General features: G+C 61.8%; 16 protein-coding genes and 1 tRNA gene. 7 read left to right on the plus strand and 10 right to left on the minus strand.

Features of this window, described 5'->3' with window-relative positions; translation table 11 throughout:
* Positions 1–120: 120 nt before the first annotated feature.
* From ACBR42_RS09815 to ACBR42_RS09825, 3 genes are all read left to right on the plus strand, one after another.
* Positions 121–2181 carry an NAD(+) synthase gene (locus tag ACBR42_RS09815; RefSeq protein WP_371207858.1) on the plus strand — a complete coding sequence of 687 codons (2061 nt, stop codon included), beginning with the start codon at positions 121–123 and terminating at the stop codon, positions 2179–2181.
* 160 nt (positions 2182–2341) lie between these two features.
* Positions 2342–3781 carry a hypothetical protein gene (locus ACBR42_RS09820; RefSeq protein WP_371207859.1) on the plus strand — a complete coding sequence of 480 codons (1440 nt, stop codon included), beginning with the start codon at positions 2342–2344 and terminating at the stop codon, positions 3779–3781.
* A gap of 353 nt (positions 3782–4134) precedes the next feature.
* Complete coding sequence (locus ACBR42_RS09825; RefSeq protein ID WP_102325230.1) at positions 4135–4404, plus strand: HU family DNA-binding protein; 270 nt, start codon at positions 4135–4137, stop codon at positions 4402–4404.
* A 57-nt stretch (positions 4405–4461) separates the two neighbouring features.
* Here the strand turns inward: ACBR42_RS09825 and ACBR42_RS09830 are convergent, their stop codons facing one another.
* Genes ACBR42_RS09830 through ACBR42_RS09840 form a run of 3 tightly spaced genes read right to left on the minus strand, consistent with a single transcriptional unit; the run spans position 4462 to position 7192 of the window.
* Complete coding sequence (locus ACBR42_RS09830) at positions 4462–5046, minus strand: LUD domain-containing protein (protein WP_102325231.1); 585 nt, start codon at positions 5044–5046, stop codon at positions 4462–4464.
* On the minus strand, positions 5043–6452 hold the full coding sequence (locus tag ACBR42_RS09835; RefSeq protein WP_132305449.1) for a lactate utilization protein B: 1410 nt from the start codon (positions 6450–6452) through the stop codon (positions 5043–5045). The genes ACBR42_RS09830 and ACBR42_RS09835 overlap by 4 nt, the downstream gene beginning before the upstream one ends.
* Entirely contained in the window at positions 6449–7192 is a 744-nt protein-coding gene (locus ACBR42_RS09840) for a (Fe-S)-binding protein (RefSeq protein WP_102325233.1), read from the minus strand. Before ACBR42_RS09840 ends, ACBR42_RS09835 begins: the two co-directional genes overlap by 4 nt.
* Before the next feature lie 106 nt (positions 7193–7298).
* Here ACBR42_RS09840 and ACBR42_RS09845 point away from each other — a divergent pair, with 106 nt between their 5' ends.
* Positions 7299–8243, plus strand: coding sequence for a LysR family transcriptional regulator (locus tag ACBR42_RS09845; protein WP_102325234.1), 945 nt, complete (start codon positions 7299–7301; stop codon positions 8241–8243).
* Positions 8244–8252: 9 nt separating this feature from the next.
* Here the strand turns inward: ACBR42_RS09845 and ACBR42_RS09850 are convergent, their stop codons facing one another.
* Positions 8253–9314 carry a putative zinc-binding metallopeptidase gene (locus ACBR42_RS09850; RefSeq protein ID WP_371207860.1) on the minus strand — a complete coding sequence of 354 codons (1062 nt, stop codon included), beginning with the start codon at positions 9312–9314 and terminating at the stop codon, positions 8253–8255.
* Positions 9311–10222 (minus strand): transglutaminase N-terminal domain-containing protein, encoded by a 912-nt coding sequence (locus ACBR42_RS09855; protein ID WP_371207861.1) that lies wholly within the window; start codon positions 10220–10222, stop codon positions 9311–9313. The genes ACBR42_RS09850 and ACBR42_RS09855 overlap by 4 nt, the downstream gene beginning before the upstream one ends.
* A 289-nt stretch (positions 10223–10511) precedes the next feature.
* Here ACBR42_RS09855 and ACBR42_RS09860 point away from each other — a divergent pair, with 289 nt between their 5' ends.
* Together ACBR42_RS09860 and ACBR42_RS09865 are read left to right on the plus strand one after the other, a co-directional pair.
* Positions 10512–11978: a circularly permuted type 2 ATP-grasp protein gene (locus ACBR42_RS09860; RefSeq protein WP_102325237.1), complete on the plus strand. Its 1467-nt coding sequence runs from the start codon at positions 10512–10514 to the stop codon at positions 11976–11978.
* A complete protein-coding gene (locus ACBR42_RS09865; RefSeq protein WP_371207862.1) occupies positions 11975–13009 on the plus strand; it encodes an alpha-E domain-containing protein in 1035 nt (344 codons plus the stop codon). The genes ACBR42_RS09860 and ACBR42_RS09865 overlap by 4 nt, the downstream gene beginning before the upstream one ends.
* Positions 13010–13110: 101 nt before the next feature.
* On the opposite strand, the gene ACBR42_RS09870 is transcribed toward ACBR42_RS09865, so the two are convergent.
* From ACBR42_RS09870 to ACBR42_RS09890, 5 genes are all read right to left on the minus strand, one after another.
* Positions 13111–13185 (minus strand) — tRNA-Gln (locus ACBR42_RS09870).
* Positions 13186–13276: 91 nt separating this feature from the next.
* The gene (locus ACBR42_RS09875) at positions 13277–13918 is read right to left on the minus strand and encodes a TetR family transcriptional regulator (protein ID WP_132305455.1); all 642 of its coding nucleotides are present in this window, start codon (positions 13916–13918) and stop codon (positions 13277–13279) included.
* 57 nt (positions 13919–13975) lie between these two features.
* Positions 13976–14812: a pyrroline-5-carboxylate reductase gene (gene proC, locus ACBR42_RS09880; RefSeq protein ID WP_132306255.1), complete on the minus strand. Its 837-nt coding sequence runs from the start codon at positions 14810–14812 to the stop codon at positions 13976–13978.
* On the minus strand, positions 14812–15315 hold the full coding sequence (locus tag ACBR42_RS09885; protein ID WP_102325241.1) for a YbjN domain-containing protein: 504 nt from the start codon (positions 15313–15315) through the stop codon (positions 14812–14814). The genes proC and ACBR42_RS09885 overlap by 1 nt, the downstream gene beginning before the upstream one ends.
* A 151-nt stretch (positions 15316–15466) precedes the next feature.
* On the minus strand, positions 15467–15763 hold the full coding sequence (locus ACBR42_RS09890) for an accessory factor UbiK family protein (RefSeq protein WP_102325242.1): 297 nt from the start codon (positions 15761–15763) through the stop codon (positions 15467–15469).
* A 163-nt stretch (positions 15764–15926) separates the two neighbouring features.
* Here ACBR42_RS09890 and rfaD point away from each other — a divergent pair, with 163 nt between their 5' ends.
* Complete coding sequence (gene rfaD / locus ACBR42_RS09895; protein ID WP_282758739.1) at positions 15927–16907, plus strand: ADP-glyceromanno-heptose 6-epimerase; 981 nt, start codon at positions 15927–15929, stop codon at positions 16905–16907.
* The last annotated feature ends 6 nt before the right edge of the window (positions 16908–16913 follow it).

Here is a 16913-nt window from a genome sequence, read left to right on the forward strand (position 1 = left end):
GGTTCCTTCCGTTCGTTGTTTGACAGACGCGGCAATGGAATCCGCCCTATAACAATGCGCCAGAGGGCGGGCGGTTCATCGGAACACATGATTTTGGCCAGGCCGGGTGGGAAGCAGGATATGACAGCAGGCAGTACGACAAGCGGATTTTACAATCTGTACCAGCATGGTTTCGCCCGCGTGGCGGCCTGTACGCTGCCTGTTGTGCTGGCCGATCCGATGGAAAATGCCCGCCGCACGTATGATGGTATCCGTGCCTGCCATGATGCGGGCGCTGTGGTGGCGGTGTTTCCCGAGCTGGGCCTGTCGGGCTACGCGATCGAGGATCTGCGGCAGCAGGACGTCCTGCTTGACCGGGTGAATGACGCCCTTGTCTGGCTTGCGCGGCAGACGGCGGGGTTACGGCCACTGGTACTGGTGGGCGCGCCGGTGGTGTGGCGCGATGCGCTGTATAACTGCGCCGTCGCCCTGCATGATGGCCGTATTGTCGGCATCATCCCGAAATCCTACCTGCCCAATTACCGTGAGTTTTATGAAGCCCGGCAGTTCACCGCCGGGGCCGGGCTGCGTGACGGTCATATTCTTCGCGACGGTTCTGACGTGCCTTTTGGCACAGACCTGCTGTTCGATGTGCAGGGCGTGCCGGGACTGGTGGTCGCCGCTGAAATCTGTGAGGACATGTGGGTGCCGCAGCCGCCGGGCATCCATGCGGCCCTGGCCGGTGCGTCGGTCATTGCGAACCTGTCCGCCAGCAACATCACGGTTGGCAAGGCGCGTACGCGCACCCTGCTGTGCAAGTCCCATTCGGCGAGATGTGTCTGTGCCTATGTCTATGCTGCCGCGGGCGAGGGGGAATCGACCACCGATGTCGCATGGGACGGTCAGGCATCGATTTTTGAAAATGGCACGATACTGGCGGAAAGCGCGCGCTTTCCTTCCGGTCTGGTGACATTGCTGGCGGATATCGATCTGGACCTGCTGCGGCAGGAACGCCTGCGCATGGGCACGTTCGCCAATAACCGTGCCCAGACCATCACGCAGGAATGGCGTCGTATCGCCCTGTCCGTCACGCCACCTGCCGGGGATATCGGCCTGCGTCGCGCCATTCCCCGTTTTCCCTTCGTGCCAAGCGATCCGGCGCTGCTGGATCAGGACTGTTACGAAGCCTTCACCATACAGGTGACGGCGCTGAAGCGACGGTTGCAGGCTTCGGGTGCGAAAACGCTGGTGATCGGGGTATCGGGCGGACTGGATTCGACGCATGCCCTGCTGGTGGCCGTGCGGGCGGCGGATGAAAGCGGACTGGGGCGGCAGGCGGTGCGGGGCTACACCATGCCGGGTTTCGGTACTACCGACGGCACGCGCGGCAATGCCCATGAACTTATGGCGGCACTGGGTGTGCAGGCGCAGGAGATAGACATCCGCCCCGCCGCACGCCTCATGCTGGAACAGATGGGTCATCCGTTTGCACAGGACCTGCCGATCTATGATGTCACGTTTGAAAACGTGCAGGCCGGGCTGCGCACGGATTACCTGTTCCGTCTGGCCAACCAGACGGGTGGTATCGTGATTGGCACGGGGGACCTGTCCGAACTGGCGCTGGGATGGTGTACTTATGGTGTGGGCGACCAGATGGCGCATTACAACGTCAATTCCGGCCTGCCCAAAACCCTGATCCAGCACCTGATCCGTTGGGTCATGGCGAACGGGCAGGAAGATGCCCGCACCCGCACGGTGCTGGAGGCGATCCTGTCGACCGAAATTTCGCCCGAACTGGTGCCCGCATCGCCCGGACAGGCCGTGCAGAGCACCGAAGCGCTGATCGGTCCTTACGCATTGCAGGATTTCACCCTGTTCCATGTGCTGCGTTATGGTTTCCGTCCCTCCCGTATCGCATTCATGGCCCTGCATGCATGGGGAAATGCGCAGGCGGGCGAGTGGCCTCCCGGTTTTCCGCCGGACAGCAGGCAGGCGTATACACTGGCTGAAATCCGGCACTGGCTGGGTGTTTTCCTGCGCCGCTTCTTCGGGTTCAGCCAGTTCAAGCGTTCGGCCATGCCCAACGGGCCAAAGGTGGTGGCAGGGGGCGCGCTGTCTCCCCGTGGTGACTGGCGCGCGCCGTCGGACGGCAATGCCCGCATCTGGCTGGAGGAACTCGAAAACCGCGTGCCATTAAACTGAACCAATCCGCTCCGGATTCTGAATTTCTTAACTGATCAAGACTATATCGGTCCTGAATGAAGCCTGTTCCGCTCCCGTCATGGCAGCGGAACAACGGATCATCTGCGGCAGGGGATGCAGGCACGCCCTTTCCCGCAGGGCGTGAAAAGGACCGGAATTCATGGGTGATGTGACCGTAACCGGCGCAACCGGACTGTTGCTGGGAATCAATCAGGACAGCGGTGCGCTCATACAGGGGCTGCAGCAGGTCGGCGAGCAGCAGGCACTGCGTGCGCTCAGCCAGCTTACGCTTGGCACCAATGCTTTTGGCGCGGATATCGCAACCGTGGCGGGGGGCGCCACGACAACCCAGCAGACCGGACGCGTTACAGGCGTGGAGGACATCGATCAGGCCCTGCGCAGCAACGCCGGGACTGCGGGCGTGCAGGATGTCACCAGTGGCGGAACATATGCCATCGACAGCACTGCCTCCCTTGTCGATATCGGCAGCACCACCACGACCCCGCTGGATCAGGATATCGGTCTGCAGGGCAGCAGCACGTCATCGTCCGTCAATGTCATGGACGGCGATCTTGGCACCGTGGAGTACAATGCCGGACCGGGGCAGGTAAATTATGACGCCGCCGGGGGCGATAGCGCCGTGGTCAGTGGCGCGGGGCAGGATACCGTCCATACGATGGGCGGATCGGATACGGTCTATGGCTATGCGGGCACGCCTACGGTTACGGGAAACTGGTCCATGCCGGGGTCATCGACAACGCTGTTCAGCGGCGGGGTATCGACCGTTGAGGTCATTGATGGCGTGGTCGTGCAGAATACCGGTAACGACACCATCAATGCCTATGATGACGGCGGCTTTTTTGAAGACGAATATACGGACCAGACCATCAATACCGTGCAGGGCGGACAGGATGACGTCATCAACGGCCATGGCAGCCTTGTGCTTGATACGGTCAGTGGCAGTTCGATTGTGGCGGATGGCAGCCTGTCCATCACGGGGGGCAGCAGCGATACGATTTCTGCCAGTCAGACGACGCAGATTGATGGTCTCGACAACAGCACCATTCAGGTCAGCGTACCGGGAACCCTGACCTTCATTGATGGCAGCAGCGGCATTTCAGATACCGTGACCGGAAGCAACGCCACCATTTTTGGTGCGGCTGGCCTGGATCTTACCGCTGGCACCACCCGCAGCATGACCTACCACGCCGCCGGCGGGAACGAGACACTGGATGGCGGCCTGTCGGGGGGGACGCTGTACGCAATGGGTGGCACGGGTAATGACACGCTGATCGGCGGCAATGGTCAGAATATCCTTCAGGCCGGATCGGGCAATGATCTGCTCAAGGCAGGGAGCGGGACGACGGAATTCGATTTTATCCACGGTCAGGACGGTGGCCACGACATTATCCAGGATTTTGGAAAGTCGGCTGCCAATATCGTCAAACTGTCCGGTTTTGACGCGACTCCGGCGTCGATACAGTCGATGCTGGATAACGCCACCATTGCGGGCGGCAGCACGACTGTCAGCCTTGGCGACAAGACCCAGATTACCTTTGTCGGTGTAACCGATCTCAAGGTCCAGAATTTCAAAAGCTGACCGGCCGACATATCCCTGCGCCGCAAACGGTGCCGCCCCGTAATGACGGGGTGGTGCCTATTCTCTGGTGCAGGCCCGGTTTTGCGCCGGTTAAATGATTCGGTTACGTTATAAAACTTTCGTTATCCGATAGATTCCCTTATATGACTGCAAAATATGGGACGGATACGGTTCTTGCTGATCTGATCAAGATAAATTTTCATGTGATAACAAAAAATTGCTGGCCTAACCCCTGTCATCAGGTTACAAGCCGCGACCGTCCAGCCCCGGTGGGTGGTTATGTCCAATCAATTCCATGCGGGCGCAAATATTGACGCAATCAATTTTTAGCCAGGAAGGAGCGCGCTGTTCCGATGAGTAAGGCCTTTATTGCCGCTGTTATACAGGATTCAATCGATTGCACCGGCGTTGCGGCCAACCAGGCGGCCTCTGACCTGATTGCAGCGATTGTCAAGGAACTCAAGCGGGAAGGGGGCTTTACCCTACCGTCTTTCGGAACATTTACCGTCAAGAAGACCAAGGCGCGCAAGGCGCTCAACCCCCGCACGGGCGAAGCGGTCAAGGTCAAGGCGGGCAAGACCGTACGCTTCAAGGCCAGCCCGAACCTTAAAAAGGCGGTCTGATACCAGCCCGTCCCGGCCACACTCCATGATGGGGCCGGGACGGATTTCTGGTTGCTGTCAGGTAAACCAGACGGAAAGCGTGCGCACGCCCTGTGCGCCACGGATCAGCACGCCCTGAATATCCGCCGTGGCGGATGGCCCGCTCATCAGCACGCCATAATTGGCGGACCGGAATTCCGGCTGCTTCTGATACGCAGTATGCATGTTGGCCGTAATCGCATCGGCTGACAGCAGCACCACGATATGCTGCCCCAGATGGGCAAAGGAATTGATCGGAAGCTGGGCTTCGCTCAGGAAGATCGATCCCATTTCCGCAATGCCGAAGGCTGCGCGCACCACGGTCACGTCTATCGTCGCGGCATCCTGCGGGGTCTTGATCCGCTCGACCGGCAGCGTCCCCCTGGCCTCCGGCACGTTGGAACAGATCACCTTCGCATCCGGGTGGCGGCGCAGGATGGCTTCGTCCAGCGTTTCACCTTCCACCGGTTCCAGTACGTCACCGCCCAGTATCTTCAGGCTGGTGATGAAACGCTCGCGGCTGGCATCCAGATCGCCCAGTGTCGCAACGGGCGGCAGGGGATGGTTTTCCGGCGTGGGGCGATTGTTCCGCAGGGCCTGCAGGATTTCATCGCGTGCGCTCATTTTGCGGTCTCCGCTGCGTCAGTCTGGCCGGGTGCGCGGTTTTTCTTGTACCAGTCATGGAAGGTCTGCTTGACCGGATGGGGGTTTTCGCGGTGCTTGCCCCACGGGTTCAGCCAGTTATACAGCACGAAGCGCGGCATGCTGGCCAGCGAGACCTCGGTCATCTTGATGGCGGCGCGATACATCTTGGGCTGCCCCATGAGCTTGCCCGCCATGTGCATGATCTCGCGCTTGACGAAGGGCATTTCATGGTGCTGCACCAGCACGCGACGCCATTTGTAAAGCTGTTCGTGGATGTTGATCTTGACCGGGCAGACATTGGTGCAGCTTCCGTTCAGCGTCGAGGCATAGGGAAGCGTGCTGTATTTGCGCTCGTTGAAGGTGGGATCGATGATCGCGCCGATCGGGCCGGAATAGACCGCGCCATAGGACAGCCCGCCAGACCGGCGGTAAACCGGACAGGTATTCATGCACGCGCCACAGCGGATGCATTTGAGCGATGTCCAGAAATCTTCCATGCCAAGGCGGGCGGAACGGCCATTATCCACCAGCACCACATGCATCTCGCCGCCCTTCTGCGGGCCACGGAAATGGGTGGTGTACTGTGTGATGGGCGATCCCAGCGCACTGCGTGACAGCAGGCGGATGAAAACGCCCAGATCGGCCATGCGCGGCACAAGGCGTTCGATGCCGATGGTGGCGATATGCAGGTTGGGCACTGTCGCACTCAGGTCGGCATTGCCTTCATTGGTGCAGACAACGAACGTGCCGGTTTCCGCCACCACGAAATTGCCGCCCGTCATGCCTGCATCGGCGTGCAGGATCACCGGCCGCGCGGCCTGACGCTGCGCTTCGGCCAGCAGGTGCGGGTCACGGATATCGGGATCGGTGTGGTAGTCCTTGGCGAATATCTTCGCCACGTCCGATGTCAGCTTGTGGACGGCCGGGACCACGATATGGCTGGGCAACTGGTCATCAAGCTGCTGGATGCGTTCGCCCAGATCCGTTTCGGTCACGGTAACGCCCTGTTTTGCAAGATAGGGCCGCATGTCACACTCTTCGGTGACCATGGACTTGCTCTTGATCAGGTTGCGCGCGTTATGGGCCTTCAGGATTTCACCCACGATGCGGTTATGTTCCGCCCCGTCGCGCGCCCAGTGGACGTGAATGCCGTTCTTCTTCGCGTTTTCCTCGAACTGTTCAAGATATTCGGGCAGGCGCGAGAGCGTGTGTTCCTTGATGCGCGATGCTTCCTCGCGCAGTTCCTGCCATTCCGGCAGGATGTGCATCTGCGCGTCACGCTTCTGGCGCATGTCCCACAGGCGTTCGTCATGGAACTGGAGATGGGGCGCATCTTCCAGAAAATGCGCGGCGGCCTTTGCGTGATTGACCGGTCTGTTGCTCATTCTGCTGCTCCGTTAAGGATCTGCGCGATATGAATGAAGCGGATCGGAACGCCCGCGCGTTCGGCACAGCCCTGCTGGTGCATCGTGCACGACGAATCGGCGGAGACGATGTATTCCGCCCCGGCCTGATGATGGTCGCGCACCTTGTCCACGCCCATGCGGGCGGACACGGCTTCTTCCGTAACCGAGAAGGTACCGCCGAAGCCGCAGCATTCATCAGGCCGTTTCGGGGTGACGAAGCGGATGCCCCGGACTTTTTTCAGCAGGTCCATCGGCTTTGAGAACGGCTTTTCCCCCAGTTCGGACATGCTGGCGGTGCGCAGGGCGCGCAGCGTGCCGCAACTGTTATGCAGTCCGACGGTGTGATTGAACTCCGCCCATGGGAAGGCGTCCACCTTCAGCACGTCATGCAGGAATTCCACCAGTTCGAAGGTGTTTTCACGCACATGGCGGACTTCGTCGGTCTGGGGAATCGCATCGAAATTGTCGCGCACATGATGCGTGCAGCTTCCCGAAGGCATGACGATCTTGTCGAAGCGCGCGAAGTTGCGCACGAACAGCGCTTCCGCCGCCGCAGCGTCCGAATTGCAGCCTGAATTGCCCATCGGCTGGCCACAGCAGGTCTGGTCCAGCGGATATTCAACATCCAGCCCCAGTTTCTCCAGCAGTTCCAGCGTGGCGATTCCCGCCTCGGGGTAGAACGCGTCGATATAACATGGAATGAACAGGCCAATCTTCATTACGGGATACTCATCCTCAGCACGATTGGCGCGAAACGTGGCGCATGGCATGTTATTTCGTCAAATATATATTGAAGGCCCTTTCCATATATAATTTATATGGAATATGGATTTAAGGCATTTACGATATTTCGTGGCAGTGGCCGAGAACGGCAGTTTCACCCGTGCGGCGGAACAGCTTGGCATAGAACAGCCGCCATTGAGCCAGCAGATCAAGCAGCTTGAAAATGAACTGGGCGTGCTTCTGTTCCAGCGCCTGACGCGCGGGGTCCGGCTGACGGATATCGGGCTTGTCCTTCTGGATCAGGCCCGTGCGTTGCTGGGGATGCAGCGGCAGTTCCTGTCCACCGCGCGCGGGCTGGCACGGGGCGAGAAGGGGCATATCCGCGTGGGGCTGGCGGGCGCGGTCTCCCTGCTGCCGCTGATCCCGCTGACCGTGCGCCGCTTTTGCGAAGTGTGGCCCGATGTCACCATCTACCTTGAGGAAAGCAATACCCCGGCCCTGCGCAAGGCCCTGCATGACCGGGCCATTGATATCGCAATCGTCCGCCCGCCAGTGCCAGACGGGGCGGGGCTGCTGGTTTCCCCCCTGCTGGAGGAGGAAACGGTGGTCGCCCTGCCCAAGGGCCATCCGCTTGCCATCCATCCGAATCTGGAACTGGAGATGCTGGCCGATGAGCCCTTCATCATCTTCCCGCGTGAACTGGGACCGGGCTTTCATGATGCGATCCTGTCAGCCTGTCACAATGCAGGTTTTACGCCGCGCATGGGCCAGCAGGCCCCGCAGATCGCATCGACCGTGCCGCTTGTGGCCGCAGGACTGGGGGTATCGGTCGTGCCGCGTTCGCTGCACCAGATCCATTCGGGCGGCGTGACCTATCATTCACTGGGGGCGAAAGCGCCGCGTGCGGAACTGGCCATAGCCATGCGGGCGGGCCAGCATGTGCCGCTTATGACGAACTTCATCGCCACCCTGCGCGCCTGCTGTCAGGACATGAACGACAGCGCCATTTCCATAGCCCCCGCCAGCCCGGACATGGAAGGGGCGTAGCGTCCCCGCTCAGCCCACGCGGCTGTGATGGATCAGGTCGTGGATGAAGGACAGCTTGCGCAGGATTTCGGGTGTCAGCACGAACGGATAGAAATCCGGCAGGCCCATGGAGCGGTTGAGGCTGTTGGCGGCATAGGTAAGGGGCAGCCAGCCTTCCGTAATCTCCGTAAACGACATTTCGGTATACGGGTCCTTGCGCACGGTGGCGCGCATCGGCGGGGCAGTGGCCCCCGGCGCGTCAATGGACATGCCATAGGCCCAGGCGGTTTCCAGCGTCGAGATGATATGCAGGTAATGCGCCCATGTTTCCGCAAAATCCTCCCATGGGTGGGATGTTGCGTACTGGCTGACATACCGTCCCTGCCAAGTATTGCCGGAAGGGGTTTCGTAGTGTTTTTTCAGCGCCTGTGCGTAATCGGCGCGGTCGTCGCCAAATACGTCCCGGCAGGCGGCAAGGCGTTCGGGGCCGCCGTCGCGTACCAGCACATTCCAGTAATAATGCCCCACCTCATGACGGAAATGGCCCAGAAGGGTGCGGTAATATTCCCCCATTTCCAGCCGCATCCGTTCACGCTGGGCATCGTCCGCCTCATTCAGCGCGATTGTGATGACGCCATTCATGTGCCCGGTCATGGCGGGCGAGCCATCGGGCAGGCTGTCCAGAAAATCGAAGGCAAGGCCGCCTTCGGGGTCCTCGCGCCGGTTGCGCAGCGGCAGGCCAAGGCGCAGCAGGGTATAGAACAGCCGGTGCTTGGCCACTTCCAGCTTCTGCCACCGGGCGGTATTGCCCACCACTGACAGGTTGGGAATGGTGCGGTTGAAACTGCATGCGACGCAGAATGGCTTTCCCGGTTCGGCCAGCCAGTTGCATACCCCGTAATCATTGTTGGCACATAGGGCGCGGGGCGTATCGGGGGCGACGATGGGACGCCATAGCCCGTCGCCCGTGGCTTCCAGCGCACTGAGGGTGGTCCGTTCAGGCAGGTAGCCCAGTGTCAGGCCACAGCGTTCACATGCCGTATTTTCAAAAAACAGGACCTGCTGGCATGACTGACAGAAAAAAAGCTTCATGAGGGGCGCGTCAGTCTTCGCGGGCTGGCATGGATTTCGCTCATGGCGGGCAGGGGCATGGTTTCCATCACGGCTTCGAATGTGGCGACGCACTGGTCCAGCAGCCCGCTTACGGGGGCGGCGTCCTGCGGGGTGACGGCGACGGCCAGCGGGACATGCCCCTGTGCGGCCAGCAGGCCCGATGTCGTATCCAGACCGATCCATCCCGCACCCGGTATGTAAACCTGCGTCCATGCGTGAAGTTCGCAGCCCAGATGCTCCGGGGCGTCGCGTTCGGGCTGGAACAGGTAGCCTGATACGAAGCGCGCGGCAAAACCCAGGCGGCGCAGCACGGCAATCAGCAGCCAGGCGCTGTCGCGGCATGAACCGGCGGCGTTACGCAGGGTTTCCTCTGGCGACCAGACACCGGCTTCAAGCCGGATACAGTAGGTGATGCGCGCCGCGATCGCCCGTGTCAGGCCGGTCAGCAGGTCCAGCGTGGGACAGGGCAGGGTCGCACGCCATTCCCGTGTCAGGGCATTCAGCAGGGGGGTGGCCTCCGTCGCTTTGTGCGGTGCCAGCAGGTACGCGCCCAGCGCGGGATCGGCATTCATGCCGTTGGCCGACCACAGCCGGGCATGCGGCGCGATGGTGAAGGTAAACGGGTCGGTGGGTGTCTGGTCCGTGGTCAGGCGGACGGTTACGTCAAAATGCGTGACCCGTTCGCCAAAAACGACGCGGGCGATGCGGTTGCCGCAGGCGTCATTGCTCCATGTGCGCGTGTGGGCCGCAGGGGCGATGTCCAGCGCGTGCGACAGCACGTTGCGGGTGCCGGGCAGCGGGTGCAGGCGGATCGTTTGCGGACCAAGGTGGACAGGCCGGTCGTATCGGTATCGCGTGTGGTGGACCAGCATGGCATGCGCGTTCATGTACTCACTCTCAGCCCCGGAAAACTCTCCCGCATGCCGGCCATCGTGATCCGGCGATGGTAACGGTCTGGACGCGGTTATGGATGCCGCGCCCACGCTATCAGGATTGGCGTTTGCAGCAATATCGTATTTTTCAGGCATTTGGGCGCGAATGGAAGAAGAATGCAGATTCGTTCTTGGCAAGAGACGATTTTCTTGCTCCGCTAGGTTGGGATCGAAACTGAAACGACAGGTGGGTGGACATGATTCCTTCGCGCCTGATCCACCTCCATCCCAGCGGAGGTAGGGCATGCATGATATGAAAATGGCGGCGCAGGCAGCGGGTCTGTTCGCGACATACGACATTCCGGATTTTTTTTGTGAACTGCTCAACCGTGGGGATACGCCCCCTCCCGGCCTGCAGATGGTGCGCGACAGGCTGGCCCGCTTTGACCTGACGGAACTCCGCCGTCGCGCGGCCGCGGTAGAGGCGCAGTTCTACCGCCTGGGCATCACCTTTACCGTCTATTCCGACCGCGAGGCCATCGACCGCGTCCTGCCGTTCGATGTCATTCCCCGCGTGCTGACGGCGGCGGAATGGGATCATGTCGAACGCGGCGTGCAGCAGCGCGTCCGGGCGATCAACCTGTTCCTGCATGACATCTATCACGACCGGCATATCCTGCGCGATGGCGTGGTTCCCGCCGATCTGGTGCTGGGCAATCCCAATTACTGTCAGGCCATGGTCGGGCTGGATGTGCCCGGCGGGGTTTACGTGCATATCAATGGCACCGATCTCGTGCGGGACCGTGATGGCCGTTTTCTGGTGCTTGAAGATAACGCCCGCACGCCATCGGGCGTATCGTACGTGCTGGAAGACCGGCAGATGATGCTGCGTCTCATGCCCGATCTGGCAACCGGGCTCAATATCCGCCCGGTCGATGAATATGGCCCCCGGCTGCATCGCGCACTGGTGGAAGTCGCCCCCGCCGGTGTCACGGAGCCGCAGGTCGTCCTGCTTTCCCCCGGCATCTATAACGCCGCGTATTTCGAACACGTATTCCTTGCCCGCGAAATGGGTATTCCGCTGGTCGAAGGCCGCGACCTGATGGTGGAGGACGGATACGTATACATGCGCACCGTCGCCGGGCCGCGCCCGGTCCATTCCATCTATCGCAGGCTCAACGATGATTTTCTGGACCCGCTGGTCTTCAACCCCGACAGCCTTCTGGGCGTGCCCGGTCTGGTTGACGCCTACCGGCGCGGGAACGTGACGCTGGCCAACGCGATTGGCACCGGCGTTGCCGATGACAAGGCGGTATATGCCTACATGCCGCGCATCATCCGCTACTATCTGGATGAGGAACCGATCCTGACCAATGTGGAAACCCATATCTGCGCCGAACGCGCGGGGCTGGAATACACGCTGGCCAATCTGGAACAGCTTGTGGTCAAGCCGGTGGGGGAATCAGGCGGTTACGGCCTGCTGATCGGCCCGCATGCGTCACAGGCCGAACTGGCGGAGTTCCGTGACCGGCTGCGTGCCAATCCGGCCAATTACATAAGCCAGCCGGTTATCAGCCTGTCGGTATCCCCCACCCTGTGCCCCGCAGGCGTGGAAGCGCGGCATGTCGATCTGCGGCCATTCGCCGTGACGGGGGAAAGCACATGGGTCCTGCCCGGTGGCCTGTCCCGCGTGGCGCTGCGCAAGGGATCGCTGGTGGTCAATTCCTCGCAGGGTGGTGGATCAAAGGATACGTGGGTGCTGGCATCATGACACAGGTTTCTGCCTTTACCGCCCCGGCCCTGCCGGGGCTGCGCAACCTGCTTTCGCGTTACGGCGAAAACATGATGTGGCTGGCGCGCTATATGGAGCGCATCGAGAACATGGCCCGCCTGATCGATGTGACGGGTTCGTCCGTGCAGGGCAGCAACAGGGATGCGGGATGGGACAGTGTCATCCGCATCAACGCGGATGAGGCGTTTTTCTTCCATCACCACAAGGCCGCGACCGAGCAGGCCGTGGTCGCCTTTTATATTACCGAGAGCGAGAACCCCGATTCAATCAAGTCCATGGCCCGCTGCGCGCGTGAAAACGCCCGTGTGCTGCGGCCCCTGATCTCGACCGAGATGTGGATGCACCTGAATGTCTTTACCCGCTGGGTCGTCGATCTGGGGCCGGAGGATGTGGGGGCCAGTTACCTGTCCGCCCTGTGCACGCGGCTGAAACAGGACTGCCAGACGCATTTCGGCATTACGGAGGGGACGCTGTACCGCGATCAGGCGTGGCAGTTCTACAGTGTTGGCAAGAACCTTGAACGTGCGGACCAGATCACGCGGCTGATCGACATCAAATACCATACCCTGCTGCCCAGTGGGGCCGGGGTGGGGTCGGATATCGATATGAGCCAGTGGACATCCGTGCTGCGGTCAGCTGCCGCCTACCACGCATTCCGCCGCGTGCTGCCCGATGGCATGACACCGGCCAATATCGTGGGCTTCCTGCTCAAGAACGATGGCTTCCCGCGTTCTCTGTCCACCAGCCTGCGCAATGTATACAGCGCGCTGGGCATATTGGCAGGCGAATACCGGCTGCGCCAGTGTGGCCCGATCCTTGAACGGGTGGAAGAACTGCGGGTGACGCTGGTGGAGCAGACGGTGGAAGACATCATCCTGCGTGGGCTGCATGAATACATGGACTGGATACAGCGCGAGCTGCGGCAGTTGCAGAACGAGATCGCGCAGGCCTTCTGGCCCCCGGTCGTATCGGTGGCTCCCATGGGGGGCATGGAGCAGATGCAGGACTGAAAACGCGGCCCATCGTCATGCCGATGTATGGCGATGGGCATGCGGTTCCGCACCCGGATGCGCGGGTGCAGGGAACAGATAGCGATTTCAGGAAAAATGGCTGGCTGGGGCGGGAGGGTTCGAACCTCCGCATGGCGGAATCAAAATCCGCTGCCTTACCACTTGGCTACGCCCCAACATGCAGCAAACCGCGCGATTCGCGTGATTGGTGTTCTTCTAATGTCTAAAGGGCTGTCCCGTAAAGGGGGGACAGCCCGGTTCGCGCCTTCAGGCGGAAGGTTCAAGCGGCAGATCGACCATCGGGTCGGTTTCCATATCGTAATCAGCCGGTGAAGCGGGGGCCTGCGTTGCGGCGGGGGCAAGACCGGTAAAGCGGGCGGCGCGGTCAAGGGCCTGATCCAGCGCGGCCATGGTGATGCCCATGTCCTGACTGTCATCACGGTCCCATGTCCGCAGGGTCAGGGTCCACACCCCCACCAGCGCCTGCAGGCGGACAGCGCCAGCCAGCCCCCCGGTTTCCATCCCGGCGGCATCGGCCATCCATTTCATGCTTTCCAGCGTGGCACCGCCCAGTACCACCGCCAGCAGCGGGTCGGTCGGCAGGGCGCGCAGGACGCTGCGCACGCCTTCACGATACTGCTGGAACACGTCCAGACGCCGCATGAGCATGTCAAACAGCTTTTCGCGCACGCTGCCTTCGGACTCGTCCTCGATCAGGGCCGCCTCATCGGCCTGCCGCCCCAGCGTGAGCAGGATCGTGGTCTTGCACGGAAAACGCTTGCGCGCGGTTTCAAGGCTGAGTCCGGCATCCCGTGCGGCATCAACGACCGTCGTGCGCCGCCATCCGTGCAGGCCGGCACGTTCCAACGCGGAGCGGAGAAGGGTGGCGTCAAACTGGTCGTTATCCATAGAGGGCTTGATCTTCCGGGTTAGGGGTATCGGGGGGAGCCATGCGCTGCCACATGGTCATGCAACGGGCTGGGCGCCTGACAGTTCACGCGAACGTCGTGCCGCGGCCCGCAGGGCGCGTGACATGGTGGCGGGCCAGGCGTCAGCGGCCATCAGGACCTCAAGCGCCTGCTGCGTGGTGCCGCCGGGGCTGGTCACGTTATGGCGCAGGATGGCGGAATCGGTGCCGCTCCGGATCATCAGCGCGCCCGCGCCCGCCACGGTCTGGCGTGCGATCTGGCGGGCCAGGGCGGGGGACAGCCCTTCCGCCACGCCAACCTGTTCCATGAGTTCGGCCAGAAGATAGACATAGGCCGGACCACTGCCCGATATCGCGGTCACGATGTCCATCTGGTCTTCACGGTCCGCCCACGCCACGTCGCCTATGGCGCGCAGCAGGCGTGTGCACAGGTCGCGCTGGGCCTGTGTCGCGGCGGGCGGGGCGTAACACACGGTCATGCCCTGTCCGATGCTGCTGGGTGTATTGGGCATGGCCCGGATCACCACGGGCATCGGGCTGCCTGCGGGCAGGTGATCCGTCAGCATGTCGGTCAGGCCGCCCACCGTACGGCCCGCAAGAACGGACAGGACCGGCGCACGCAGCGCGAAGGGGGCAATCGCCGCCATCACGGCATCGACCTTCTGCGGTTTGGTGGCCAGCACGATCATGCCGGGGTGGAAATCGTCGGGCACGTCATCGGCGCTGCGCACGAGGTGGTGCGGCGCGGGAACTGAGTCGCGATGCCGGTCGATGATGAAGGAAGGGGCAAGCCCTTCCTTCAGCCATCCATCAAACATGGCGCCACCCATCTGGCCGCAGCCGACAAGGAGGAGGGGGGGAAGCTGCTGCGTCATCATGCCATCCCGGCACAGTCGAGCATTGCAGCTTCGAGTGCCTCTGCTGGGTTTTTGCCGCCCCACAGCACGAACTGGAACGCAGGATAGAAACGTTCGCATTCGGTCAGGGCGATATCAATCATGTCCTCAAGGCTTTCCATGGATGCGCCACGCGATCCGCGCAGCAGCACCGCATGGCGGAATACCGGCGTGCCATGTTCCATATCCATGCCGAAATGGCCGATCCACAGCCGCTCGTTCGCCAGCGCCACCAGTTCGAACAGGTTGCGCCGCTGGCCCGCGGGCACCTTGAGGTCGAACGTGCAGGTGAAATGCATGGCGTTCACTTCTTCCGACCAGCAGAAGAACAGGCCGTAATCGCACCATTTGCCCGGTGCTTCGGCCGCCATTTCCGAATCGCTGCGGCGTTCGAAGTTCCAGTCGTATCCGCCGACGATCTGTTCCATCAGATCAAGGGGATTCGTATTGCGTGAGATTGCTGTCTGAGTCAGAGCAGGCATGTGGCACTCCCCGAAGCCGTCGTGGAGGAAATCCGGGCATGACGCCGGATTCCGTGTCTCTGCAACCCGATCCGCGTCCTGTTACGGGGAATCAGGGCGCGGGCCGTCCGGTTACACTATGGCCCGCGCGCACCGGCTGCAAGCGTTGTCCTCAAAGCCCGGAACGGGGCGGGGACGATGGCGCGGTCAGGCTGGCTTCAAGATCGGACACGCGCTCTTCCAGCCGGGCGATCTGGCTTTCCATCGTGGCCTGCGCCTGACGGGCGCGGCTGGCGACCTCGCGCACGACTTCGAATTCGTCGCGGCGGACAAGGTTCAGGCTGCCAAGTGTTTCATCCACGCGGGCACGGACGATGGCTCCGATTTCCTCACGCACACCGGCCAGCGCCGAGAACGCGCCACCGGCCACGCCTGCGAGGTCATCAAGAATGCGGGGCCTGTCGGACATAGGGGATACTCCATGACGTTCCGCGCCGTGTCTGTGCCAGACCGCGCGAAGGGGGAAAGGGCACTACTATAGACACATTGCCGCCTCAGGGCTATCCGCACGATTGTAGCGACCGTACATACGCTGCAACATCAACTTCCATGCGACAGGCGGGGTGCGGACAGTGATCGTGATTACGGGGGGAGCCGGGTTCATCGGGTCGTGCATGCAGCAGGCCCTGCATGCGCGCGGCATCGAAACGGTGGTGGTGGACTGGCTGGGCAATGCGGGCAAGTGGCGCAACCTGCGCCATCATGCCCCCGCGCGTATTGTCGCACCCGAGGCGCTGGACGCATGGCTTGCGACCCGGCCGGACATTTCCGCCGTCATCCACATGGGCGCGATCAGCGAGACCATGGCCACCGATGGCGATCTGGTATGGCGCACCAATGTGGACCTGTCATGCCGCCTGCTGGAATGGTGTGCGCGCGAAGGGGTGCGCTTCATCTACGCCTCCTCCGCCGCGACCTATGGCGCGGCGGATACCGAAGACCGGTTCAGTGATGATCCGGCGCAGATGGATACGCTCCGTCCGCTGAACCTGTATGGCTGGTCCAAACATGCGTTCGACCAGATTGTGCTGCGGCGTCTGGGGCAGGGGGATCTGCCGGGCCTGTCATGGGCGGGACTGAAGTTCTTCAACGTCTATGGCCCCAACGAGTACCACAAGGGGGCGATGATCTCCGTGGTGAAGGTCAAGTATGACGAAGCCCGTGCCGGTCAGCCGCTGCGGCTGTTCCGTTCAGACGTGCCGGGCCTTGCCGACGGGGCGCAGGCGCGTGACTTCATCTGGATTGGCGATGTGGTCGATGTCATGCTGTGGCTGCTGGACCATGCGGGCGTGTGTGGCCTGTTCAACTGTGGCACGGGGGTCGCGCGCACCTATACCGATCTGGCCCATGCGGTGTGTGATGCGGCAAACGTGCCGCGCCGCATCGAATTCATCGACATGCCCGCAGCCCTGCGCGGGCAGTACCAGTCCTTTACCTGCGCTGACATGCGCAGGCTGCGCGCGGCAGGCTACACCCGTCCCTTTACCGCGCTGGAAGACGGGGTGCGGCGTTACGTGCAGGACCATCTTGCCGCAGCCGACCCGTACATCTAGCCATTG

It is taken from the genome of Komagataeibacter sp. SM21 (assembly GCF_041402665.1).
Taxonomy (GTDB): Bacteria; Pseudomonadota; Alphaproteobacteria; order Acetobacterales; family Acetobacteraceae; genus Komagataeibacter; species Komagataeibacter saccharivorans.